Consider the following 25,235-nt stretch of genomic DNA (forward strand, 5'->3'; position numbering starts at 1 on the left):
CCGCCCGATTCGACCGCCGCGCCATCCTGACCCGTTGAATGCGCGGAGTATGAGGCGAACGTTTGCGCGGCGCCCCGCTGCCCCGCGACGGCAGCTGGCGGGGCTACGTTCGCAACGGGCGTAAGGACGGGGACGGGATTAATTGCGGCAACAGACATGTGTGTGCTCCTGAACGCGCATCAACAGCGATGCGCGGGTAAGTCGGAATGTTGTCGCGCGGAGTTCACAGTGAACGGTCCGATTTCCTTCCACTCACACGCGGACGGCTACGCGCGATGGCGTGCGCGCAAGCGAATGCCGGCGATGGACGCCGCCAAGCGCAAAAACGCCTGTCGATTCCTGTTGGCGCATAAAGGAATCAACGGAGGAAGAATCGCACGCATGCGCGTTGGCGACGGCGGCGTCATGTTTCCTGCCGGCGATGCGCACGTCCCTCAAACTCCGTGGAAGCATTAGATGCCCGAGAACACCCTCTCCAATATTCCCCTCACGGCCTCCTACACGATCCCGGCCGCCCTCCCCGCTGGCGAAGACGCGCCGGCCGCCTTCAAGGCGGAAGCCGGAGCCCCCATCCGCGCTTCGCGCAGCCAGGCGCCCATATACAAGTCATCGGCATCCATCGTCTTGCCGCCGTTGCGGCGGGACCCGCCGAACAAGGCTGCCGCGCTGTTGCGGTATGCGCCCGCGCGGCCACGCGGCTTGAACCTTGCCGGCGTCGCGGCCTTCATGCGTCCATCCTCGCCCATGGATAGCGAGGCCGGCAGCCCGGTGGCCTATCTCGCCCGGCGCAACCACTCCATCGGCAGCCAGGCCTCGGGCTATAGCGCCACGACCAGCGGCTACCACGGCAGCGAAACCGGCAGCGGCCTGGGCTCGGCCGCGTCCAGCCGCGACGACCTTCATTTCGGCAGCCATGAGGACCTGCGCCAAGCAGGCATGCCCCCCGCCGCGCCCAACCGGCTGACAAGCGAAGCGCGGATCACGATCACCGACGATTTCGCCAGACCGATCGTCTCCGAACATCGGCTGGCGCGCTACGAAGTAAGCGAGGCCACGGCCGCCTTCACGGACGGGTCCCTGGGCCTGCCCGCGGCGGCACGCTTCCGCGTCAGCACGCCCGCCATACGCCACGCGGTCGATGCATTGATCCGGGACTGCGCGGATGCGCAAGATTCCGGCACGGTCCGATCCGGCGCAGTCGCGCCGGACGACGCGGCCACCGGCGATGTCCCGGATGCTTCCGGACTGTACAAGCTCGGCCGCGCCGTGCACGGCGCCATGCTGGACAAGGATGACGATTGGCCCGCGGCAGCGAGCCAGGCGATCGCCGATGCCGCCGCCCGGCTGGCGCAGGTCGCCGATCCCAGCGATATCGACCTGGCCTTCGTCCAGCTGGCCATCGCCTTTCATACGGACAACACCGCGATCGCCCAGTTACCGGCACTGGGCAGTGCGGGACAGCTGCGTTCCGGGGATGACGCCGCACGGCAACAGCTGGACGCCGCCCTGGACGCGATCCCCGCGCTGCGGGCGGCGCCGCACCTGCGCCAGATCGCCCGGCGCATCGTCGACGTGGTCGCGGAAATCGCCCATGATGCCTACCCGCGGCGCATGATGGGGGCGCTGTTGACCGCAAGCGAGCGCTACGACATCGGCGCCATGCATGGCGCAATCCAGCATCTGTACGCCATGCACCGGGCCTCCGCCCAACCTGACGAGTCCAGTGTGGATCGTCACGTGTCGTTCATCAGGCAACTGCCGCCGGCCGTCCAGCAGCAGTTCATGGACACCTTCATGCCGCTGGACAAGGACGCGGCGCAGGACACGCCTACCCGCGGCATCCATGCATATCTCGAGTCCAGCCGGGCGAAAACCTTGCCGGGTGGCTACATAAGCGATGGGCTGCTGTATGACCAGCGGCGCCTGATCACGGACCTGTTCGCCGCCGCCGCCATTTTGCGCGGCGACGAATCCAACGTCATGCCGTATCCCTATACGGCTGGCGCCACCACGGCGCCGGCGCAGCCAACGCCACGGGATCAGTCGCCGGCGTCCTCGGAGGACCGAAGGTTCGGCTCCGGGGCCATCGGCGACCGTATAAGGCGCGCGCTGCGTCCCACGCAGCTTGACCGCGCACAGAAGGCGATCGCCCGCACGCTCAAGGTCAAGGCCAGGTCCACGGCCGAGGCGCAGGACGCCTCGCAGGCGTATGCCGAGGCCGCGCAAGCCCACGTCCGCGCGCTGCGAACCGCGGATCTACTCGCGCTGCAACGCATGGCGCAGATTCCCGCTTTCCTGAAAATCGACGAGGCCGAAGCCCGCCGGCTGCACGCCATCGATGCGGCGGTGACACGCGAATTCGCGGTGCGGAATAACTTCATCCCGGCCGTCGAGGAAGTGATCGTCGCGCTGCGCGACGGCGCGGGCCCGCGCACCCTTGCCGATGCGCTGGATCTGCTCACGTACGAAATGCAGTGCGCGGACAGTCTCGGCGAGGCCCGGACATTGTGCGAACTTGCCGTACAGCGGCTGGCCTTGCCGCCCCAGGATCTGCGGGCAGCCCTGGCGCACATCCAGGACCGCGGCGCCCAGGAGGAATGCGAACGCGGCATGAGGCTTATATTCCGCGGGCATGCGCAAACCGGCAACGAAGCGCTAAGGCTGATGCCCGCGCTGCGCGGATTGGCCGCCATCCTGCAGAAGGCGGCACCGCCTCGTATCGACACGGAAGCGCAGGCCATTCGTCCGGCGCCCGAGATCGTCCCGGCACGCGCGCCGGAGGCACTGCGCGACATGCCGCCGGTCCAGAAGCCGCTTCCCGGCACCATCGCCGAAGGCATCTGGCGCCGCGCGCGCACGATATCCGGCCGCACGTGGTGGCCGGCTTCGGCATCGAAGTCCGCGCGGCTTGCCAGGGCGCACCGGCAGGTCGCCGTATCGCTCAAGCAGCAGGCGGCGTCATCCCGGCCGCTCACCCCGTCGCAATGGAAATTGCTGGAAACGGCGATCAAGGATATTGCCCGTCTGCAGCAGTCGTCCGCGCGGTACGCGGATATGGTGGAAGCGGCCGTGCGAACCCTGTCGCCCGCCGAATGCGTCAGCCTGAATCATGTGGTGGACAGCTATGACTGGCTACTGGATCACGACGGACCGTGGCCCGTCGAGGTCAGGGCCGAGCAATTGCAGCACCTCAGGACGTTGGCGGCGGTGCTGGGCCGGGAACCGGCGATACGGCACGCGACGCGCGCCGTCGCCAAGGTGATCGAGACGGTGGGCAACGATCGGCGTCGGGCTGCCGGCTTGCCGGCGGCCATGGAAGATCTGGCGGCATGCCTGGACAAACATGCGTCCAACGCCGACAGCGCACGGCTGCTGTGCACGAAAGCACTTGAACGCTTGAATCCGCCGGCGCGGCAAGCCAGGTCCGTACTGGCGGTGCTCAGGCAGCCGCGGGCCGCGGAAGGCCACCATGACGGCTCATCGGATGCGCGGCTGACCTATCGGGACGCGCCCAATCGCACGGTAGAGACCGCGCGCGCGGCGCCGGCTTTGCACGCCCTGTCCGGCGCGCTGGAAGCGCGGGCGGCGCGATAGCTCGCGCCGCGTCGGAGGTATCCGTGTCGGCAACAGCCGTGCGTCAAGCGGTCCGGCGCAAGGCAGCTTCGTAGCGGACGGCCCCGCCTAACGCGGAACTGTCCGCCATGCTTACGCCGCGTTGGCCAGGGCCATGCCATGCTCGCGTACCTGCGCATCCGCATCGCGCAAGGCCGTGCGCAGGCCTTCTTCCACCACCGGGTGATAGAAAGGCATCTCCAGCATATGGGCCACGGTCATCTCCTGCTGCAAGGACCAGGCCAGCAGATGCGCCAGATGCTCGACGCTCGGCCCAGCCATTTCGGCGCCCAGGAAGCGGCCTGTGGCGCGGTCCGCATACACATGCAGGCGGCCCTTGTTCTTCAGCATGACGCGCGAACGCCCCTGATTGCCGAAGTCGACTTCACCCGTCACGTACGTGCCTTCCGGCAGGCGGTTGTAGGGCGTCCCCACCACCGCCAGCTGCGGATCGGAGAACACCACCGCCATGGGCGCGCGGCGGCTGCCAGCCTTGACGTTGGGAAAATGCGCCGCGTTTTCGCCGGCGATGCGGCCTTCGTCGGCGGCCTCGTGCAGCAGCGGCAGATCGCCGTTGGCGTCACCCGCGATGAAGATCGGCGTATTGCCGGCTTGCAAGGTGTAGCGGTCGTACTCCGGCACGCCGGAAGGATTCAACTTCAGGCTGGTGTTCTGCAGGGCCAGGCCACCCAGGTGCGGACGCCGTCCGGTCGCCACCAGCGCGTAATCGAAATGTTCGACCCGCTCAGTGTTGTCCAGCGCCACATAGCGCACGCGCACGCGGTCGCCGTCGCGCGTGGTTTCCAGCACCCGCGCATCCGGGTCCAGGTAGAACTCTTCCTGGAAGGCTTTTTTGGCGCTTTGCCGCACCGCCGGGTCGGTGATGCCGCCCAGGCTGCCGCTGACGCCGAATACCCTTACCCGCACCCCCAGGCGCGCCAGCGACTGGCCCAGCTCCAGGCCGATCACGCCAGGCCCGAAGACGGCGACGCTGGAGGGCAGATCGTCCCAATAGAACACATCGTCGTTGACCACCAGCCGGTCGCCCAGCGCCTGGAACGGCGGCGGCACCGCGGGCGTGGAACCGGTGGCGATCACCACGCTTTGCGCATGGACTTCCGTATGGTCGTCGACCCGCAGCACTGTGTCCGAGACGAAACGCGCATAGCCGCGCAGCTTGTCCTGGGCGGGGATGTTCTCCACGCCTTCCACGACGAAGCCGACGAAGCGATCGCGCTCACGCTTGACGCGATCCATGACCTCGCGCCCATCCACACGGACCTTGCCATCGACATGGACGCCGAACGGCGCGCCATGCGCGGCGGCATGCGCCGCCTCGGCGGCCGCGATCAGCAGCTTGGACGGCATGCAGCCGACACGGGCACACGTCGTTCCGTACTGTCCGCCTTCGATGATCAGCGCACGCTTGCCCGCGGCCACCGCCGCGCGATAGGCGCCCAGCCCGGCTGTGCCGGCGCCGATCACGGCCACATCGGTATGCAAGGTCTTCATGTGTAATCCTTATGGTGCTCGGAATGCTCGGATATGGGTTGCGAGGTCACGCACGCGCGCTGCCGGCGCGGCTCAGGCGAAGTGCGCCTTCAGTTCTTCCAGGCCGCCGACCAGCGCGCCGTTGATGAACACTTGGGGCGCGGTAGCCTTGCCGGACACCGCGCCGATCACGCGGCCGCGTACCTTGTTTTCCAGCGGGATCTCGATCGCGTCATAGCCCTTGCTTTCCAGCAGCGCCTTGGCTTCGATGCAGAAGGGGCAGCCCGGCTTGGAGAACACCACCACCTGGTCGGGCTTGCGCGCGGCCGGGGCGATGTAGTTCAGCATCGTGTCGGCGTCGGACACCTCGAACGGGTCGCCCTCTTTTTCCGGTTCGATGAACATCTTTTCGACCACGCCGTCGCGCACCAGCATGGAGTAGCGCCAGCTGCGCTTGCCGAAGCCCAGATCGCGCTTGTCCACCAGCATGCCCATGCCTTCCGTGAAATCGCCGTTGCCGTCGGGCAGCAGCGTGACGTTGGCCGACTCCTGGTCCTTGGCCCACTCGTTCATCACGAAGGTGTCGTTGACCGAGACGCAGACAATGCTGTCCACGCCGTTGGCGCGGAAGGCCGGCGCCAGTTCGTTGTAGCGCGGCAGGTGCGTGGAAGAGCAGGTCGGCGTGAAGGCGCCAGGCAGCGAGAAAACCACCACCGTCTTGTTCTTGAAAACATCGTCCGTGGTGACCTGCTTCCAGGTGTTGTTTTCACGGACGGGGAAAGTCACGTTCGGGACGCGTTGTCCTTCGCGGGCTTGCAGCATGGGGAGATCTCCTGTTCGGGGTCAAAGGCGAAACGCCATGGACGAATAATAAATATCAACTATCGGTAGATCAAATTTAATTATTCTTATTTATTGATAGCCTGCCTCAATCGCCTGCTGCCCGCGTGCCCTTTGCGGTTTACGCGGGAACTGCCGTATACCCGGCCTCCCGTATGGCGCCTTCGACGCGGGATTTGTCCTCGGTTCCCGTTACCGTAACGCGGTGGTTGGACAGGTCGACCTGTACGGACGTTCCGGGCACCGCCTGGGTAACGGCGCGGGTAATGGCCTGGACGCAGTGCTGGCACGACATGTCGGGGACCTGATATTGCATGACCATGATGACTCCTTGTAGCGGCGAGCGGACGGGATGTGTCGCTCCATGTTTGCAACACTACACCTTCCCATCATGGCAAGGTCAATGCCAGGCCTGGAGCACTTGACTGGAGGACGCTTGACCTTACCATGATGGGAAGGATCAGACTGCGAACCATCCCCCAGACCAATAGAAGCGAATATGAAGACCGACCCGCAATCCGCCACCGGCATCGAGCTCTCTATAGAGGGCATGAGCTGCGCCTCTTGCGTCAAGCGCGTGGAAAATGCCTTGGCCGCCGTGCCCGGCGTGCGCAGCGCCAGCGTCAACCTGGCGACCGAGCGCGCTCGCGTGGCCTGGGAGGACGCCGGCGCGGCGACGGCGGACGCCCTGGTGGCCGCCGTCGCCAAGGCGGGCTACGGCGCCCATGCCATCGCGCGGGATGACGACGAGACGACCCGTCAGGCCGCCGCCCGCGAACAGGAGGCGCGCCGCCTGGCGCGCCGCTTCGCGGTCGCCCTGGCGTTGAGCCTGCCGGTTTTCCTGCTGGAAATGGGCGGCCACCTGGTGCCCGCCCTGCACCACGCCCTGGACATGTATGTCGGCTCCGAACGGCTGTGGCTGTTGCAATGGGCGCTGACCACCGTGGTGCTGGCCGGCCCCGGCAGGGACTTCTTTTTGAAAGGCGGCGCCGCCCTGGCGCGCGGCGGTCCCGACATGAACTCCCTGGTCGCCGTGGGCGCGGGCAGCGCCTGGCTATATTCGACGGTCGCGACGTTCATGCCGGCCTGGCTTCCGGCAGAAGCCCGCCACGTCTATTTCGAGGCGGCCGCCGTCATCGTTACCCTGATCCTGCTGGGCCGCCTGCTGGAAGCCCGCGCCAAGGGACGCACCGGCGCCGCGATCGCGCGGCTGGCCTCCCTGCAGCCGCGCCATGCCCGCGTGCTGCGGGGCGAAGACACGGTGGACGTACCGATCGAAGCCGTGCAGGCCGGCGACGTGGTGCGCATCCGCCCGGGCGAAAAAATCCCGGTCGACGGCAAGGTGCGGGACGGCACGTCCTTCGTGGATGAATCCATGATCACCGGCGAGCCCGTACCGGTGGAAAAGACCAGCGGCGACACGGTGACGGGCGGGACGCTCAATACACAAGGGACATTGACCGTGCAGGTCACGCACACCGGCGCCGACACGGCGCTGGCGCGCATCGCCCGCATGGTGCAGGACGCCCAGGGCGCGAAGCTGCCGATCCAGAGCCTGGTGGACCGTATCACCTACCGCTTCGTGCCGGCCATCATGGCCATCGCGGTCGTGACTTTCTTCGCCTGGCTCGCATGGGCGCCATCGCCCGCCCTGCCGCAGGCGCTGGTACACGCGGTGGCGGTGCTGATCGTGGCCTGCCCCTGCGCCATGGGGCTGGCCACGCCCATGTCCATCATGGTCGGCACCGGCCGTGCGGCGGATATGGGCGTGCTGTTCCGCCAGGGCGATGCCCTGCAGAGCCTGCGCGACGTCAAAACCGTGGCCTTCGACAAGACCGGCACGCTGACGCAGGGCAAGCCGGCCATGACGGATATCGCGCTGGCAGCCGGTTTCAGCCGCGAGGACGTCCTGGCGTGGACCGCTTCGGTGCAGGCGGCTTCGGAACATCCGATCGCTTCCGCCATCGTGGCGGCGGCCCGCGCCGCCGGCCTGGCGACGACGGCCGTCAGCGGCTTCCAGGCGATTTCAGGCGCCGGCGTGCGCGGCGAAGTGCAAGGGCGGCATCTGCTCGCCGGTGCGCAACGGCTGATGGGTGAGCACGGCGTGGACGTCGCGGCGCTGCGGGACCAGGCGGACGCCTGGGCCCGCGCCGGCAAGACCGCCATCTACGTGGCGGTGGACGGCATTGCCGCCGCGGTCATGGCGGTGGAAGATCCCATACGCCCGACATCCGCCGCCGCCATCGCGGCCTTGCGCGCGGCGGGCGTACGCACCGCCATGATCACCGGCGACAACCGCCATACGGCGCAAGCGGTGGCGCGGGTCCTGGGGATAGACGAGGTGCGCGCGGAAGTGTTGCCGGAAGGCAAGGTACAGGCGGTCCGCGAGCTGCGGGGTAGCGATGCGGCGGACCGTCCGCTGCTGGCCTTCGTCGGCGATGGCATCAATGATGCGCCGGCGCTGGCCGCCGCGGACGTGGGCATCGCCATCGGGACAGGCACCGACGTGGCCATCGATGCGGCCTCGGTGGTACTGATGGCGGGCGATCCGGCCGGGGTGCCGCGCGCCATGGCGATCAGCCGCGCGACGCTGGCCAATATCCGCCAGAATCTGTTCTGGGCCTTCATCTACAACGTGGCCTTGATCCCGCTGGCGGCGGGCGTTCTGGCGCTGGTGCATGGCCCCTCGCTGTCGCCGGTTTTCGCGGCCGCGGCCATGGCCCTGTCCAGCCTCTTCGTCGTCGGCAATGCACTGCGGCTGCGCGCTTTCCGCGCGCCGATGGCGGCACGGAGCACATCATGAATATCGGCCAGGCGGCGGCGGCATCCGGCATTACCGCCAAGATGATCCGCTATTACGAAAGCATCGGCCTGACGCGGCTGCCGGAACGCACCGAAGCAGGCTATCGCATCTACAGCCACAACGACGTGCATACGCTGCGTTTCATCCGCCGGGCGCGCGATCTGGGCTTTTCCGTCGAGCAGATGCGCGACCTGCTGGCGTTGTGGCGCGACCGCAGCCGCGCCAGCGGGGACGTCAAGCGCATTGCCATGCAGCATGTCGCGGAACTGGAGACCAAGGCCCGGGCGCTGCAGGAGATGGCCGACACGCTGCATCATCTGGCCGACCATTGCCATGGCGACGATCGGCCCGAGTGTCCCATCATGGACGAGCTGGCGAAGGGCTAGGCGTCCGGCCCCGTCCACTCCGACACGAACTCGCGGAAATCCGGCCGGTGGGCCGGCGGCACGGCGCACGCGGGGGTGCCGACCGCCAGGAATCCCAGGAACCGGTAATCCAGCGGATCGAAGCCCAGGGCTTCCTGCACCGGCTCCAGATACGTGCCCAGGCCGGTGCTCCAGAACGCGCCGTAACCCAGCATATGCGCGGCGTTCAGAATGTTCATGACCGAAGCGCCGGTGGCCAGCAACTGCTCCTGCTCGGGGATCTTCGCGTTGTCGTGATTGATCTTCTGCGCCAGCGCGATCAGCACCGGCACGCCGGCCAGCCATTCGCGGACGGACTTTTCCTTCTCGGGGGTCATGCGCTTGTCGCCGCTGCGCTTGACCGCATCCAGGGCCACGTCGGCCAGGCGGCCAATGGCGTCGCCGCGGATGATCTTGAAGCGCCATGGCCGCAAGGCGCCGTGGTCGGGCGCCGACATGGCCGCTTGCAGCATCTGTTCCAGTTCTTCCGGCCGCGGGGCGGGCGCGCGCAGGAATTTCATCGAGCGCCGCGTATGCAGCGCGTGTATGGGTGCCGAGTTCAATGTGGAGGTCATGGTGTCGGTAAGAGGTTCAACCTAGATGGGTATGGCGTTCCGGGCGCTCCTCGACCTGCATTTCCGCCAGGCCGTGGAGGATCCCACAGTCCTCCGCATGGGGCCGGGCCGACACGCAGCGCTGGCGCAGCGCGGACAGTTGCGCCTTCAGGTGCGTCAGCTCGGCGATGCGTTCATCGACGTGACGGATGTGGTCCTCGAAGATCTCGTTAATAGGGCCGCAGTCGGCCGCCTGGCTGTCGGCCAGCGTCAGGATGGCGCGGATCTCGTCCTGCGTCATGTCCAGCGCGCGGCAGTTGCGGATCAGCCGCAGGCGCTCGGCGTGCACCGGCCCGTAGCTGCGGTAGTTGTTGGCGCCGCGGTCGGGCGCCGGCAGCAGGCCTTCCTTCTCGTAGTACCGGACGGTCTCCACCGTCGTGCCGGCGGCTTTGGCTAATTCTCCGATTTTCATGGAGACGCTCCTGATGGTGGGCTTGACCCTATAGTAACCCCAGGGTGTGCAATACGCCCCATGGACAAGAAAATCATCGCCATCCGGCCCTCCGGGCATCGGCACGAGGCTGCCTGCTGCAGCGATCATCATCACGGCGCCGACGCCGGGCACGGGGGCGGTCACGGCCACCCGGGCGGCGGGCAAGACGCGGACGGTCACGGAGATCGCGCGCCTATGCATGCGCACGGCGATGCACACGGGCACGGCCACGATCATGCGCACGGGCACGATCATGCGCGTCATGCACACAGCCACGATCATGCACACGTGCACGATCACGCGCATGGACATGATCATGCGCATGGGCACGATCATGCGCACGGCCATGGCGCGGCGTGCTGCCATGGCGCCGCGGCGCCGCAGGCCGCCGCCGAGCCGGCGCTGGACGTTCCCGCCGGCATGACGCTCACCCGCATGCGCATCGGCCAGATGGACTGCCCCACCGAAGAAACCCTGCTGCGCAAGAGACTGGGCAGCCTGCCCTGCGTAAGCGATATGCGCTTCGACCTGATGCGCCGCGTACTGTCGGTCATCCATGCGGAAGGCACGCAAGACCAGGTACTGGCCGGCGTGCGTGCCGTGGGCATGACGCCAGAAGTGCTGGCCGGCCAGGCGCCGGTGACCGCGCGCCCCGCCGACAAACCGCGCTGGAAGCTGCTGGCGATGGCCGGTGTTCTGGCGGCGCTGGCCGAGATCGCGCACTTCGCCGGCCTGCCCGCGGCGGTCCCGGCAGCGCTGGCGATCGCCGCCGTGCTGGCCTGCGGCCTGAATACCTACCGCAAGGGCTGGATTGCGGTGCGCAACGGCAACCTGAACATCAATGCGCTGATGAGCATCGCCGTCACAGGCGCGGCGGTGATCGGCCAATGGCCCGAAGCCGCCATGGTGATGTTCCTGTTCAATGTCGCCGAGCAGATCGAAGCGCGCTCGCTGGATCGCGCGCGCAATGCGGTGCGCGGCCTGCTGGACCTGGCGCCTCCCAACGCCACGCGGCGGCAGGCCGATGGGACCTGGATCGAGGTTCCGGCCGCCGAACTGGCGGCGGGCGACGTCGTACGGGTGCGTCCGGGCGAACGCATCGCCGCGGATGGCGTGGTCACCGCCGGCCGGTCCTCGGTCGACCAATCCGCCATCACCGGCGAAAGCATGCCGGCCGATAAAACCACGGGCGACCCGGTCTACGCCGCCACCGTCAATGCCGAAGGCTCCTTCGAATACCGCGTGACCGCCGCGGCGCAGGACACCACGCTGGCGCGCATCATCCACGCGGTCGAGCAGGCGGCGGCTTCGCGCGCGCCCATGCAGCGTTTCATCGACCGCTTCTCGCGCGTCTATACGCCGGCCGTCGTTGTCATCGCCGTGCTGGCGGCCTGCGTCCCGCCGCTGTTGTGGGGGCAGCCGTGGGCCGAGGCCATCTATCGCGCGCTGGCCCTGCTGATCATCGCCTGCCCCTGCGCGCTGGTCATCTCCACGCCGGTCAGCATCGTCAGCGGCCTGACCGCGGCCTCGCGGCGCGGCATCCTGATCAAGGGCGGCGTCTATCTGGAAAATGGCCGCAAGCTGCGCTGGGTGGCCTTCGACAAGACCGGCACGCTGACGCACGGCAAACCCGCCTTGACCGAGTTGCGCGGCATCGATGGCGACGGGGTGGACCTGGGCCTGGTCGCCAGCCTGGCCGCGCGTTCGGACCATCCCGTCTCGCGCGCCATCGCGCTGGGCCATGGCGGCGGCCCGCTGCGCGAAGTGGCGGACTTCACCGCCCTGCCCGGCCGCGGCATCCGCGGCCGCATCGATGGCAGGCAGTACCACCTGGGCAATCGCCGGTTGATGCGGGAACAGGGATGGGACACGCCGGCCTTGACGGCGGCGCTGGAGGGCCTGGAGGCCCAGGGCAAGACCGCCGTCGCGTTCTGCGACAACAACGGCGCCATCGCGGTGGCGGCCGTCGCCGACACCGTGCGGGCCGAAAGCCGCGCGGCCATCGAAAACCTGCATGCGCTGGGTGTGCGCACCCTGATGCTCAGCGGCGACAACATGGCCGCGGTGGGCGCCATCGCGAGTGAGCTCGGTATCAGCGATGCGCGTGGCGACCAACTGCCCCAGGACAAGCTGGCCGCGCTCGAGGCCCACACGCGCGACGGCCTGGTCGGCATGGTGGGCGACGGCATCAACGACGCCCCCGCCCTGGCGCGCGCGGATATCGGCTTCGCGATGGGCGCGGCGGGCACCGGTACGGCCATCGAAACCGCGGACGTGGCGCTGATGGATGACGACCCGCGCAAGATTGCCGAATTCGTCGCGTTGTCGCGAGCGACGCACCGCGTGCTGGTGCAGAACATCGTGCTGGCCCTGGGCATCAAGGCGGTGTTCCTGGTGCTGGCGCTGTCGGGGCTGGCGACGCTATGGATGGCCGTCTTCGCCGACGTCGGCACCAGCCTGCTGGTCGTGGCCAACGGCCTGCGGCTGCTGAAGCCGCGCATCGCCGGGCGTACCGGCCAGCGTTACGGCCAAAAACCTGCCGCTTCGAGCGCGGCCGGCACGGCGACAGCGACGGCGGCTGGGGCGACCACCGCGAGCGCGGCGGACAGGACAAATGAGAGCAAGTCGTTACTCACGCGCTCCACATCGCAATAACGCCACGTCCGCCGACCCGGCCGGCACGCGGCCACACCGGGTACATGACACTCCTCCACTCCGCGGCCTCGGCCACAAGCCGGGCTGACGGCGACACAGCCTTTTATTTCGTCCCCTCGGGGCCGTTCGAATCCAAGACCCCCATTCACAGCCCGATCGCCGCGGCCTTCGCCGCGCATCTCGACACGTATCCCACCGCGCGGATCGACACGCATCCAGACGCCTATCCCGCGGATATCGCGCCCGCCATACGCGACCGGCGCCGAGCGCCGCCGGACCGCGCGGACGAGCCCGGCATGGATACCGATCCTGCCTCGCCTGTCCCATGGGAAACGCCAGCTGACATGGCCCCGTCCGTGCTTGCCGCCGCGCCCGCAAGCTGCGAGGCCGAGGCCGCGGAAGACAGGCTACATGGGCGGCAGCATTCCCGACACGCTGATCGCCGGCCGGGACGCGCCGGGGAAAAAGCGCGACGCGCGAGACTAGGACGCGCTGGCCGCCGGCGCCTCCTGTTCGCTGGCCACCGCGTCGGCCAGGGCCCGGCCCAGCGCGGCCGCACCCGCGCCTTCGAACAGGCCATACGCGAGCCGCAGAATCCGCGCGGCCGCTTCCTCCCCGACCGAAGCGGCGCCCAGGGACATGTACTTGCGTTCGATCTCCTGGCGCGGCATGGGGTTCTCCGGCATGCCCAGCGAGTAATCCACGCGTTCGGTATGGCTGCGGCCGTCGCGCAGATGCAGCGTGACGCGTCCGCCATAGATTTCGGGATAGGCCCGATCGATGTCCGGATCGATCTCGATGTCCACCCGCCGCGACAAGGCAACCACGCGCGGCTCGACGATGCGCGCCGGCGTGAACTGTTCCAGATAGGCCTGGCCGTCAGCCAGCGCCACGGCGATGTTGTAGCGCAGGCTCATCTGCGCGTTCAGGACGGAATCGGCGCGATACTCGAAACCGGTCTGCGTCTCGACCACCGCCGGAATGCCGGCGACGATGCGTTCGATATCGTCCACGTCGATGCGATGTCGGCGCATCAGCGCCAATGCCGCGTCGACGCAGGCGTGGTTGCTGCCACAGCAGGAATGAGGCTTGAAGCAGGTGACCTCGGTGTGCCAGGTCGTGCCCAGGTCCTGCGTGATCATGCCGGGACGCGGGCTGTCGGACATGCCGAACAGGAAGCTGCCATCCTCCGCCTCCAGGATGTAGCGCGGACCGGCGAATCCACGCGCGGCCAGCAGCGCGGCCGTTACGCCGGCTTCCGCCGAACGTCCCGGGTGCATGCGCTTGCTCATGCCGCCGTCGGCGGTAAAGGCCCACAGGCCGGCCGATTGCGTGCCGGCCAGGCCCAGCGCGCTGGCGGTGGTCGACGCGTCCAGGCCCAGGATGACGCTGGCCGCGGCGGCGGCCGCGAAGGTGCCGGTCGTGCCGGTCAGGTGCCAGCCGCGCATGCGCGTACGAGCGGGATTGGCGGCCTGGCTGACGCGGTTCATGGTCTCGTAGCCGGCCGCCATGGCCGTCATCAAGGTCGCGCCGTCCACGCCTTCGCGCTCACCGAGTGCCAGCACCACCGGCAGGACGACGGCGCCCGGATGGATCTTGGCCCGGCTATGGTCGTCGAAATCGAAGCTGTGGATGGCGGTGCCGGCCGCCAGCACGCTATTGCCCACGCTGACGCGCGCCTGCCCGCCCCACAAGGCGGCCTCGCGCGGGCCCTGGCGATCCAGCGCGTAGTCGCGCATGATCCGGCCCCACGGCGTGCCCATGCCGTACAGCCCGCAACCCAGCCCGTCCACCAAGGCCTTGCCGAGCACCTCGCGGGTCGCCGCCGGAATCGCGGCGGGTTTCAGGCCGGCGATGAATTCCGCCAGCGCCATGGTGATGCCGCGATGTTCGCGGGCCAGCGCTTTCCATGATTCAAGATCGTCCACGGTTCTCTCCCTTGTACGGCCGCTGCGGAATGCGCCGCGCTCAGTCGGCCCTGGCGCCGGATGCGCGCGCCACTTCGCCCCAACGCACCAGTTCCGTCTGCATGAATGTCGCGAAGGCTTCCGGCGAAGGCTGCGTAAAGGGCTCGATACCGAGCTTGGCCAGGCTGGCCTTGACGTCCGGCGACTGCACCGTCCGCACCAGCGCCTTGTAGAGCTTGTCGACGACGGGCTTGGGCGTCTTGGCCGGCGCCATGACGGCGAACCAGTTGAACGCCAGTACGGTGGGCAGGCCGCCTTCCGCCGAGGTCGGCACGTCCTTCATGACGTCGGCGCGATGCGTATTGGTTACGGCGATGGGACGCAGCTTGCCTTCGTTCACCATGGTGTACAGCGCGGGCAGATCGACGATGATGCCGTCGACGTGGCCGCCCACCGCATCGGTAATGGCCGGCCCGGCGCCCTTGTACGGAACGTGCACGATGCGGCCCTTCGAAGCGATCTTCAGCAGCTCGATGGCCAGATGCGGCAGTCCGCCGTTGCCCGACGAGGAGAACGTCACATCGCGGGTCTTGGACAGCGCGACCAGCTCGGGCAATGTCTTCGCTGGCACTTTCGGATTCACGGCGATCAGCTCCGGCGTCTGCGCGACGGTGGTGATGCCCACCAGGTCCTTCAGCGGATCGAAGGGCATGTTGCTATAGGTGTGCGGACTGATGGCCAGCGGACTGGCGCTGCCCAGGGTGATGGTGTAGCCGTCCGGCGCCGATCGGGCCACGTAATCGGTGCCGATGATGGCATTGGCGCCCGGCCGGTTCTCGACGACCACGCTGGCGCCGATGAACTCGCCGAACTTGGGCGCCAGGATGCGCGCGACGATGTCGTTGGAGCCGCCGGGCGGGAAGCCGACGACCAGGTGGATGGGCCGCGACGGGAAATTATCCTGCGCCAGGGCTGGCACGGCGGCCAGGGCCAGCGCCGCGGTGGCCAGCAGGCCGGCCAGGGGTTTCAGGGAATGCAGCATGTCAGTCTCCTTTGGATGGCTACGCAAGCGGGCTGGTCCGCGCGACGCGGCACGGCGCCAGCCCGGGCTGACGCCGCTCCGGCGCGCGGCTTCTTCTTCTGTTCCTGCGTCCCGCGCTCAGCGTGCCGGCGCCAGCAGGCGCATCAATGCGCCCACGTCGGCGCAGGCTTCTATATTCGCCACCTGCTCGGCCACCTGCGCCGCGCGCGCGGCGCCCAGCACCGGTGTCGCCAGGCTATCGAACTTGGTGCGCAGTTCGTCGTCGGACATGGGATTCTGGATCGATCCCTTGGGATAATCCACCTGCGAGCGGTAGGTCGCGCCGTCGTCCATTTCCATGGTCATCAGGCAGGACACGCCGCGCGGCAGGCTTTCGTCCACGCTGATCTCGACCATCTCCGATAGCTTCTTCAACATGGGCTCCTTCAGGCGCGCGTTGTTGTACTGCGGGAATAGCGCCTGGCCGTCCGTCAGGGCCACGGCCACGGAATACGGCAGGCTGACCTGCGCCTCGTGGTACGTCGTCGGGTGGGCGTTCTGGTGATACAACGCCCAGTCCGGATGGCGCGCCATACGGATACGCTTGATGCGTTGCAGGTCGGGCTGATGCTTGCGGCGGATCTCCAGCGCGCAGTCGATGGCGTTATGGATGGGCCGCGCGCAGGAATACGGCTTGAATTCGATATCCAACTGATAGGGACCATCCAGGTCCTTCACCAATTGACCCGGATCGCTGCTATCGGTGAAGGCCTTCAGGAAGCCGCGTTCGCCTTCGAAGATCGTCGCCGCGCCGGTGAAGCCCAGTTGCGCCATCAGCGAGGAAGTCACGCCGCTGCGCGACGCCGGGCCGGGGTTGAAGCGCTTCTGCATCGACGGGCCATACATTTCCATCAGGCCGCCGGACTGCGCGCCGGCCAGGCCCAGGGCCGAGACCATCTGTTCGGCGGACAATCCCAGCAGGCAGGCCGACGCCACCGTCGCGCCGAAGATGCCGCAGGTCGGCGTCGTGTGATAGCCGCGGTTGCGCAGCGAATTGTTGGCCGCCTTGCTGACGCGCTCCATCATCTCGCAGCCGGCCGCCAGGGCCGCCAAGAGCGCCTTGCCGTCGGCCTTCTGCCGCTCCGCCGTGGCCAACGCGGCGGAATACACCGGCGGGCTGAAGTGAAACAGCGCCAGCACGTCGATGTCGTCCAGCTCCACGCTGTGCGATGAAATGGCATTGGCCAGGGCCGCCTGCATGGCCGGCACGCGCGTGCCTTCGCCGATCAGCGTGGCCTCTTCGTGGCCGCCGCTGGATTGCGCGAAACGGCGGGCGACTTCGCCGCTGCCGGTCTGGCTACCCGCCACGGCCACGCCCAGGTAGTCCAGCAGCAGCCGCTTGACCGCCTTGCGGTTGGCCTCGGGCAGCTCTTTCTTGACCGAGGCGGTGAAATGATCGGCGAGTTGTTCGGAAAGCGTCTGGGGCATGATGTTCCTGTCTGGATGAAGATGATTGGATGAAAATGGAAGCGTTATGCGCCGGCCCGGCCCGGCTTGGCCAGCATGTCGACCAGGGGACGCACGTCGTCCATGGCGTCCAGCGTGTCGCACATGCGCACGACCGCGTCGACGTCCGCCGGCGACAGGCAGGACTCGACGACATTGCGAAACTTGTATTCGACGTCTTGCGGCCGCAAGGGGTTTTCCGGACTGCCGCGGCGATTCAGGATCCGCTGGCTCAGCGTGCGGCCATCGCGCGTACGCACACGGACGGTGGCGGCATGGCGGAATGCCGGGCCCATGGCGTTGATTTCTTCATCCGAACGCGCATGGATGCGCTTGATGAAGTCCAGCAGGCGCGGATCGGCCAGGCGATCCTGCCGGTACTGGCCGACGAAGGCCATGCCGTCGTGCGCGATGACGGCCAGGCCGTAGTACAGGTTCATCTGTGCCGCCGTGACGCCCTGCGCCTTGTAATCCCAGGCGCAATGGACGAAGGTCATTTCGCTGACGCCCACGTCCAGGGATTCAATATCGTCCGGCGCCAGTGCGTGTTCGCGCATGATCTGCGCCAGGCCGTCCAGGGCGGAATGAATGCTGGTCACGCTGGCGTGCGGCTTGTAGCCGACCTTGGCGGTCTCCCAATCGCTGCCCAGCCCATCGGTCAGGCGCGCGGCATTGGGGGAATCCGAGTACGCCACCAGGTAGCCGCCGTAGCTAGCTTCCAGCACGTCGGTGATCCCGGTGAAATCGCGCGCGGCCAGTTGCGCCGAATAAACGCCGCTCTGCGCCGCCCGGCCGGCATGGAAGCGCTTGACCATGGCGCCTTCCTGCGCCGCCATCAGGCCGCCGGCCTGCGAGCCCACGATGCCCAGCGCGTGCTGCATGCGCGCGGCGTCCAGCCGCAGGCTCTTGCCCGCGCATGCCGCGCCGACGAAAACCCCGGACGATCCCTGCGGATGGAAGCCGCGAAAGAACAGCCCCATGGTCGCGGCGTTGCCCACACGTATGCCGATCTCGTAGCCGGTCGCCATCGCGGTGATCACATCGCGGCCGCTCCAGCCGCCGTCGCGCTCGGCGTAGGCCATGGCGATGGGCAGCGCGATGGAGCCGGGATGCAGGATCGATTCCTTGTGGATGTCGTCCAGTTCGAAGGCATGTCCGGCGGTGGCATTGACCAGCACCGCATTGGCCACCGACGTGCGGTGGCCGGTGCCCATCACCGATGCCACCGGCGCGGCGCCCTCCTCCCTCACCATGTCGGCGACCTTACGGGTCCACGGCAAAGTGGCGCCGAAGAGGCAGCAGGCGATGCTGTCCAGGACGCTGGTCTTGATGCGCTGGACCACGTCGGCCGGCAGATCCTCGTAGCGGATCGCGGCGGCAAAGGCCGCCAGATCGCGGGTTGCGTGCGCCAGCAAAGGCGGTTTGGAACTGCTCATGGATGCGTACTCCTGCTCGTTAATCGATGTGCGTGCCCGACGCCGCGATGGCCTTGGCCCAGCTCGCCGCCTGCTGGTCCAGGAAGGCCTTGGTCTGGACCGGACCTTCGTTGATGATGCTGACGCCGGCGTTGCGCAGCTTCTGCTGCAGGTCGGGGGACTTCAGGGCCTGGTCGAACTTCTCCGCCAGGGTGTTGACGACGGCGTCGGGCAGCCTGGCCGGGCCCAGCAGCATGTACCAGGTGGTCACGGAATAACCCTTGACGCCTTCTTCCGCGAAAGTCGGGATGTCGGGCGCGATGGGCGATCGCTTCGCGCCGGTCTGCCCCAGCGCGCGCAGGCGGTTGTCGCGGATATAGGGCATGCTTTCCGATATCGGCAGCATGGTCACATCCACGCGCTTGCCCAGCATATCGGCCATGGCCGCGCCGCCGCCCTTGTAGGGTACGTGCAGGTATTGCAGCCCCGCCATGGACTTCAATACCTCCATGGCCAGATGCGAGGAACTGCCGTTGCCGGAACTGGCGAAGCGCACGGCATCGGGCTTTTCCTTGCCCGCCGCGACCAGGTCCTTGATGTCATGGATGGGAAGGTCGGGCCGGGTCATCAGCACCAGCGGCGCTTCGCCCACCAGCGCGATCGGCTTGAAATCGCTCAGTTTGTATTCCACCTTGCGGTACAGGCTGGGGTTGATGGCGATGCCCGGCGTGCTGAACAGCAGCGTGTAGCCGTCCGGCGGTGCCGACGCGGTGGCGTCGAAGGCCAGGTTGCCGCCGGCGCCCGGACGGTTCTCGACGACGAAATTGAAGCCGGACATCTCGCCGACTTTCTGCGTAACCATGCGCGCCACGATGTCGGCGCTGCCGCCGGCCGGGAAGGCCACCAGCGTGCGTATGGGCCGCGACGGATACGTGTCGGCGTGGGCGGCGGACGCCATGGCGCACGCCGCCAGCGCACCAGTCAGCGCACCGGTCAGCAAGGTGCCTATCGGTTTCATTGTCGTCTCCTCGTGGTTTTCTGTTATCGGATGGGTCGTGGCCTGCACCCATCCGTCATTCGGACGGCGCGACGTCCAGCCGCACCGCGATGTCGCGCAACTCGGGAGATACCGCGGGATAGCGCCGCATCACCAAAGGATCATGGCCGGGCACGATGTGCGCCCGCGTATCGGCCAGGCGCTCCAGCGTGTCGTAGCCCTCGATGGCCTGGCCGACGTGGAACATGGTGGTGAACACGCGCCGCTTTTCGAAGTGCTCGTAGAAATGACTGGTGTCGGATGCCAGCACCACCCAGCCGCGCCGCGTATGCACGCGCACGCACTGCAGGCCATGCGTGTGGCCGCCGATGTGGTGCACGCTCAATCCAGGCGCCAGTTCGGCATCGCCGGCATGAAATACGACGCGATCCTTGTAGACCATGCGCACCATGCCGGTAACCTCGTCGACTTCGTAGCCGTGATTGAACTGGCGGTGACGCATGTGGCGGCCGGTGGCGTAGGCCATCTCGGCATCCTGCAGATGAAAGCGCGCGGACGCGAAGGTGTCGAAGGTGCCGACGTGGTCGTAATGCAGGTGGGTGATGATGACCTCGCTTACCTGGGCGGCCTCCACGCCCAGCATCGCCAGCCCTTCGGCCGGCGTACGCAGCAGTTGGCGCCCGCGCTTGGCCGCGACTTCGGGTCCGAAGCCCGTATCGACGACGAACTCGCGGCCGTCGCCGCGCACCAGCCAGACGTAATAATCCATGGGCATGGGGGCATCGTGGGGATCGCCGCCCAGGAAGTGGTTCTGGCGGCGGCCATCGCGCGTGGCGTACCGGATGGCGTAGACCTCGTAGTCGGGCAGGTTCGCGGGTGCTTCGGGATGCGTCGTGGTCATGGTTGTGCGGCGTTCATGTGGAAGATGGCTGATAGTCGTTTTCTACGGACAGCAAGGCGGCCAGCGCGGCGGGTGTCGTGTCGTCGTCGATCGCCAGCACGGCGTCGCGGATGCGGGCGGTGCCGACACCGAAGACGGGCGCGGCCATCGTCTCGAACTTGCGCGCGATGTCGTCGCGCGACATCGGGTTTTCCGGTTCCCCCTTGGCGTGGTCCAGGGCCTGCCGCAATTCCCGGCCGTCAGCCAGCGTGATCCGGACCAGCGCGGGGCGGCGATCGGGATAGCCGGCATCCAAGGCTGGATCGGCGCTGACCGTCGTACGTTCCATCAAGCGGCGCACGCGCGGGTCGGCGAGCATGGCCGCGGTGTAGCGGCCCGGCGTGGCGTCGCCCGCGACCAGCATGGCGGCAATGGAAAAGGCGATGGAAAACTGTGCCTGCTCCGCGTCGCCGGGCGGCTCTATCGCGGCCGCCCGCGTGACGGTATCGACGCTGACGTCGATGCGCGCGACTCGCGCCGGATCGATGCCGCGCATGGCCGCGGCGGCGGCGTCGATGGGCGCATGATTGCCGCGGCAGCCGCCGTGCGCCTTCAAATAGGTTTCGGCGATGCTCCAGCGTTCGCCCAATCCTCGTCCGGCCGCCGCCGCCACGCTGGCGTCGTCCCCGGCGCCCGTCGCCACGCCGCCGAAGGCCGGCAGGAATCCGCTCTCGAAAATATCCGCCGCGCCGGTCGCGCCTTGCGCGGCATACAGGGCCGCCAGCAGGCCGCCTTCACTGCTGCGACCGACTTGCAACGGCTGGCTGTCGGCGCTCTTGAGCGCGGCCTTCAGTCCGGCGCCATGGCTGCAGGCGATGGCCACGGCATGCGCCGCCTGCTCCGCGGACAATTCCAGCAAAGTAGCGACCGCGGCGGCGGTCGCCGGCGCGGCCAGGATGGCCGTGCTCTGGAAACCCCGCCGCACCGTGGCCGGGTAGATCGCGCGGCCCAGCCGCAGGAACACCTCATAGCCATTGGCGATGGCCGCCACCAGCAAGCGGCCGCCGGCCGCCCGCGCGGCGGCCAGCGTCAGCGCGGCGGGGATCACCGCGGACGAAGGATGACCGCCGGTATAGCGCGAACCATCCTCGAAATAGGTGGAATGCGACACCGCGCTGTTGATGATGACCGCATCGCGCAGGGAGCGCCGCCGCGGCGTACCCCAGACGGCGCAAGCGCCGGTTTCCGGCAGCAGGCGCAGCGGTCCGTCATGATTGCCGGCCATCACGCCGGCGCAGGACGCGGCCAGCAGGTCCAGCATGCGCAGCTTTACCGCGTCCGCTACATTGGCCGGCAACCCATCGTGCCGCGAACGCGCGATGAAGCGGCCGAGCTGTAGCGCCAAGGTTTCAGTAGTGTCCAGGCTCATGGCGCTTCCTTCAGTCCATCTTCAGGCCGATGGACTGGATAACCCCGCGCCATTTCTCGACTTCGGAACGGACCTTGGCATTCGCGTCGGCGGAACTGTCGCCGATCACCTCCGCGCCCTGCTCGGCGAAGAAGGCCTGGATATCCGGCGATTTCAGTGCCGCGACCACATCGGCGTTCAGCTTGGCGACGACGGCGGGCGGCGTGCCGGCCGGCGCGAACAGGCCATACCAGGTGTCGGCCTCATAGCCCTTCAAGCCGCTTTCCGACAACGTGGGAATGTCGCGCAGCATGGCGGGCCGCGTGGCGCTGGTCGAAGCCAGGCCGATCAGCTTGCCCGACTTGATGTACGGCAGCACGACGGGCGCGTTGGCGATCATCATCTGCACCTGTCCGCCCAGCAAATCCGTCATGGCCGGCGCGCTGCCCTTGTACGGCACGTGCGTGATCGCCACGCCCGCCATGCTCTTGAAGATCTCCGCCGCCAGGTGCGGCGGCGTACCGTTGCCGGGCGATGCGTAGTTCAAGGTGTCCGGCCTGGCCTTGGCCATGTCGATCAGCGCCTGGACCGAGCGCGCGGGCACGCCGGGATTCAGCACCAGCACATTCGGCGTGTTCGCCACCATCGTGATGGCGGTGAAATCACGCGTCGCGTCATAGGACAGATTGCGATACAGGCTTTGATTGATGGCATGGGTGCCCACCGTACCCAGCACGATGGTGTAGCCGTCGGCCGGCGCCCGCGCCGCGGCTTCCGTGCCGATATTGCCGCCGGCGCCCGCGCGGTTTTCGATAACCACCGGCTGCTTCCACTTTTCGCCCAGCTTCTGCGCCAACGGCCGCGCCAGGATGTCGGTGCCGCCGCCCGGCGGAAACGGCACGATCAGCTTGACGGGCCGGTCCGGAAAATTCGCCGCGGCGTCCGCCTTGCCGGTCGCGCTTCCGCCGGCATTCCCTGCTGTGCTGCCCACCGTACTGCCGGACGCCGCGCCGACCGGATCACCGGCCGCGGCCGCGGGCGACGCAAGCAAGGCGGCAACCATCATCGTCAGCGCGGCCGGCAGCGCCATCGCGATACTCGTCAGCCTTGCCGCCACGGCTTTCCCCTTGTTGTTCTGTTTCATGTCTCCAGCTCCTTTGCCGATCACGGTCATGCGTGCACTGCTTGCCGTCCGTCGTCTCGCACTTGTCCCCGATGGACGCGCTCGTCCACGCTCAAAGCCACCATCCAGGCATCGCGCAGCGCCGCCAGGAAATCGCCCGGCGTATTGCAATCGCCGACGCGCGCGTAAGGAATGCCGCTGGCCTCCACCGCCGGCAGCAGGTCCAGATTGGGGCGCGGCCCGGTGGCGAAGACCAGCATGTCGCCGGCCGGAATCCGGCGCGGCGTCTCATCGGCCACCTGGATTTCCAGTGACTCGCCTTGCGCCCCGAGGACGCGGCAGCGCGTCAGCAGCGTCACGCCGTCCGCCTCCAGCCGCTCCACCAATTCGAATTTGTTATTGCGCGCCATGCCGTTGGCGATGGCCGGCTGGATCTCCAGCACGGTGACCCGCGCGCCACGCACCCGCAGCGCATCGGCGGTTTCGGCGCCGACCATGCCGCCGCCCACGATGGTGACGCGCCCGCCGGCCGGCAAGGCATGCAGGTCCGCCAGCACATCCCAGGCATGCCTTACCCGCACCGTCGGCGCCAGCGCACTGACGTCCATGGGCGGCGCCGCCGGACGCGAGCCGGTGGCCACGACGATATAGTCGGGCGCAAAGTCCAGAATGGCCTGCTCGTCAGTGGTCACGCCCAGGCGCACGGGAACACCCATGTCCTGGACGATCCGCCAGCGATAGCTCCAGACCGGTTCCACCTCATGCTTGTCCGGCGACGCAGTGGCCAGCGGCATCTGGCCGCCGGGACGATCGCGGCTTTCCCAGACTTCGACGGCGTGGCCTCGCCCCTTCAAAACCCGCGCCGCCTCGATCCCGGCCACGCCCGCGCCCAGAACCAGCACGCGCGCGCGCGGTCCGGACGGCGGCGCGAACAGCTGCGGTTCGGCATACTCCAACCGTTCGAACTCCGTTCCCATCATCGGGTTCTGCACACAGGCAACGTCTTTCTCCAGCGTCAGGCGCTCGAAGCAAACATTGCAGGCGATGCAGGCGCGTATGGGCGCGTCGATCCGGCCGAAGGCCTTCGCCACCCAATGCGGATCCGCATACAGCGCGCGACCGATGGAGACGAAGTCCGCCGCGCCGCTGGCCAGCACCTGTTCCGCGTCTTCCGGCTGCACCATGCGGCCCGCCACGAAAACCGGAATACCCACGGCCTGTTTGATGGGCCGCGCCGTATCCGCCAGGCAACCGCGCGGAAACGACGGCGGCTGGATGCAGAACTTGGACAACTGCGGGCTTTCGTTGCTGCCGCCGGACAGGTCGATGGCGTCGGCGCCGGCATGCTGCACCGCCCGCGCCAGCGCAATGATCTCGTCCTGGCCGTAGCCGCCTTCGGCGAATTCGCTGGCGCTCAGGCGGATGACCAGTCGCAGGTCCGGCAGCGCGCCGCGCATGCGATCTATCGTTTCCAGCAGAAAGCGCATGCGGTTTTCGATGGACCCGCCGTAGGCATCGTCGCGATGATTGATGCGCGGGCTGAAGAACTGCTGGAACAGATAGCCGTTGGCCGCGTGGATTTCCACGCCGTCATAGCCGGCCAGCCACAGGCGCCTGGCGGCCGCCACGAACAGCTTCTGGATATTGGCGATTTCGGCGACGGCCAGCGGGCGCACGGTATCGCCCGTATTGGGGTTGGCCCATGGCGACGGCCCGACCGGCTCCATGTTCAGCACCGAGCGCCGCAGCAGCGCGCCGCGATGGTTCAACTGCCCGAACACCGCGCAATCGTGGCGCTTGATGGCTTCGACGATGCTGGCCAGGCCGGGGATGAAGCGGTCGTGATAGCAGCACAGCGAGTTGTTGTGCGGACGCGCCTGCTCGGTCACGACCATGGCTTCGGTCATGATCATGCCCACGCCGCCACGCGCGCGCTCCTCGTAGTACTGCTTGTCGCGTTCCGTGGAAAGACCATCGGTGGTGCTGTAGTTGGTGCCCATGGGCGCCATCACCACGCGGTTCTTCAGGCGCAGTCCGCCTATCAGCCCAGGCTGTTGCAACAGCATCGGCGTGTCTCCTTTTTCAGCTTATCGGCTTCTTCGGTATTCCGGCATTCCCCGGCGCCT

General features: G+C 67.7%; 18 protein-coding genes. 4 read left to right on the top strand and 14 right to left on the bottom strand.

Annotated elements, in window-relative coordinates:
• Positions 1-456 precede the first annotated feature (456 nt).
• Complete coding sequence (locus tag ACNA0R_RS11655) at positions 457-3,594, top strand: hypothetical protein (protein WP_415826167.1); 3,138 nt, start codon at positions 457-459, stop codon at positions 3,592-3,594.
• A 111-nt stretch (positions 3,595-3,705) separates the two neighbouring features.
• Here ACNA0R_RS11655 and ACNA0R_RS11660 read toward each other — a convergent pair whose 3' ends face one another.
• The 3 genes from ACNA0R_RS11660 to ACNA0R_RS11670 form a co-directional block, all read right to left on the bottom strand.
• Complete coding sequence (locus ACNA0R_RS11660; protein WP_415826168.1) at positions 3,706-5,124, bottom strand: dihydrolipoyl dehydrogenase; 1,419 nt, start codon at positions 5,122-5,124, stop codon at positions 3,706-3,708.
• Between the two features lie 72 nt (positions 5,125-5,196).
• The gene (locus ACNA0R_RS11665; protein WP_415826169.1) at positions 5,197-5,925 is read right to left on the bottom strand and encodes a glutathione peroxidase; all 729 of its coding nucleotides are present in this window, start codon (positions 5,923-5,925) and stop codon (positions 5,197-5,199) included.
• Positions 5,926-6,064: 139 nt separating this feature from the next.
• On the bottom strand, positions 6,065-6,265 hold the full coding sequence (locus tag ACNA0R_RS11670) for a heavy-metal-associated domain-containing protein (RefSeq protein ID WP_415826170.1): 201 nt from the start codon (positions 6,263-6,265) through the stop codon (positions 6,065-6,067).
• A gap of 177 nt (positions 6,266-6,442) precedes the next feature.
• On the opposite strand from ACNA0R_RS11670, the gene ACNA0R_RS11675 reads away from it, so the two are divergent.
• Entirely contained in the window at positions 6,443-8,746 is a 2,304-nt protein-coding gene (locus tag ACNA0R_RS11675) for a heavy metal translocating P-type ATPase (protein WP_415826171.1), read from the top strand.
• Entirely contained in the window at positions 8,743-9,132 is a 390-nt protein-coding gene (gene cueR, locus ACNA0R_RS11680) for a Cu(I)-responsive transcriptional regulator (RefSeq protein ID WP_415826172.1), read from the top strand. The genes ACNA0R_RS11675 and cueR overlap by 4 nt, the downstream gene beginning before the upstream one ends.
• On the opposite strand, the gene ACNA0R_RS11685 is transcribed toward cueR, so the two are convergent.
• Both ACNA0R_RS11685 and cadR read right to left on the bottom strand, forming a co-directional pair.
• The gene (locus ACNA0R_RS11685) at positions 9,129-9,725 is read right to left on the bottom strand and encodes a nitroreductase family protein (protein ID WP_415826173.1); all 597 of its coding nucleotides are present in this window, start codon (positions 9,723-9,725) and stop codon (positions 9,129-9,131) included. The two genes, cueR and ACNA0R_RS11685, sit on opposite strands and share 4 nt — an antisense overlap.
• A gap of 16 nt (positions 9,726-9,741) precedes the next feature.
• Entirely contained in the window at positions 9,742-10,176 is a 435-nt protein-coding gene (gene cadR / locus ACNA0R_RS11690; protein WP_415826174.1) for a Cd(II)/Pb(II)-responsive transcriptional regulator, read from the bottom strand.
• A 60-nt stretch (positions 10,177-10,236) separates the two neighbouring features.
• Here cadR and ACNA0R_RS11695 point away from each other — a divergent pair, with 60 nt between their 5' ends.
• The gene (locus ACNA0R_RS11695; protein ID WP_415826175.1) at positions 10,237-12,852 is read left to right on the top strand and encodes a heavy metal translocating P-type ATPase; all 2,616 of its coding nucleotides are present in this window, start codon (positions 10,237-10,239) and stop codon (positions 12,850-12,852) included.
• Positions 12,853-13,334: 482 nt separating this feature from the next.
• On the opposite strand, the gene ACNA0R_RS11700 is transcribed toward ACNA0R_RS11695, so the two are convergent.
• The 9 genes from ACNA0R_RS11700 to ACNA0R_RS11740 form a co-directional block, all read right to left on the bottom strand.
• Entirely contained in the window at positions 13,335-14,780 is a 1,446-nt protein-coding gene (locus tag ACNA0R_RS11700; protein ID WP_415826176.1) for an MmgE/PrpD family protein, read from the bottom strand.
• 40 nt (positions 14,781-14,820) lie between these two features.
• Positions 14,821-15,801, bottom strand: a complete 981-nt coding sequence (locus ACNA0R_RS11705) for a Bug family tripartite tricarboxylate transporter substrate binding protein (RefSeq protein WP_415826177.1) — start codon at positions 15,799-15,801, stop codon at positions 14,821-14,823.
• Between the two features lie 117 nt (positions 15,802-15,918).
• Positions 15,919-17,268, bottom strand: a complete 1,350-nt coding sequence (locus ACNA0R_RS11710; protein ID WP_415826178.1) for an MmgE/PrpD family protein — start codon at positions 17,266-17,268, stop codon at positions 15,919-15,921.
• Between the two features lie 44 nt (positions 17,269-17,312).
• A complete protein-coding gene (locus ACNA0R_RS11715; protein WP_415826179.1) occupies positions 17,313-18,722 on the bottom strand; it encodes an MmgE/PrpD family protein in 1,410 nt (469 codons plus the stop codon).
• Between the two features lie 19 nt (positions 18,723-18,741).
• Complete coding sequence (locus ACNA0R_RS11720) at positions 18,742-19,719, bottom strand: Bug family tripartite tricarboxylate transporter substrate binding protein (RefSeq protein ID WP_415826180.1); 978 nt, start codon at positions 19,717-19,719, stop codon at positions 18,742-18,744.
• A gap of 55 nt (positions 19,720-19,774) precedes the next feature.
• On the bottom strand, positions 19,775-20,599 hold the full coding sequence (locus ACNA0R_RS11725) for an N-acyl homoserine lactonase family protein (protein WP_415826181.1): 825 nt from the start codon (positions 20,597-20,599) through the stop codon (positions 19,775-19,777).
• 13 nt (positions 20,600-20,612) lie between these two features.
• Positions 20,613-22,007 (bottom strand): MmgE/PrpD family protein, encoded by a 1,395-nt coding sequence (locus ACNA0R_RS11730; RefSeq protein WP_415826182.1) that lies wholly within the window; start codon positions 22,005-22,007, stop codon positions 20,613-20,615.
• 10 nt (positions 22,008-22,017) lie between these two features.
• Entirely contained in the window at positions 22,018-23,130 is a 1,113-nt protein-coding gene (locus ACNA0R_RS11735; RefSeq protein ID WP_415826183.1) for a tripartite tricarboxylate transporter substrate binding protein, read from the bottom strand.
• 26 nt (positions 23,131-23,156) lie between these two features.
• The gene (locus tag ACNA0R_RS11740; RefSeq protein WP_415826184.1) at positions 23,157-25,175 is read right to left on the bottom strand and encodes an oxidoreductase; all 2,019 of its coding nucleotides are present in this window, start codon (positions 25,173-25,175) and stop codon (positions 23,157-23,159) included.
• Between the last annotated feature and the right edge of the window lie 60 nt (positions 25,176-25,235).

It is taken from the genome of Bordetella sputigena (assembly GCF_965137885.1).
Lineage (GTDB): Bacteria > Pseudomonadota > Gammaproteobacteria > Burkholderiales > Burkholderiaceae_B > Bordetella_C > Bordetella_C sputigena.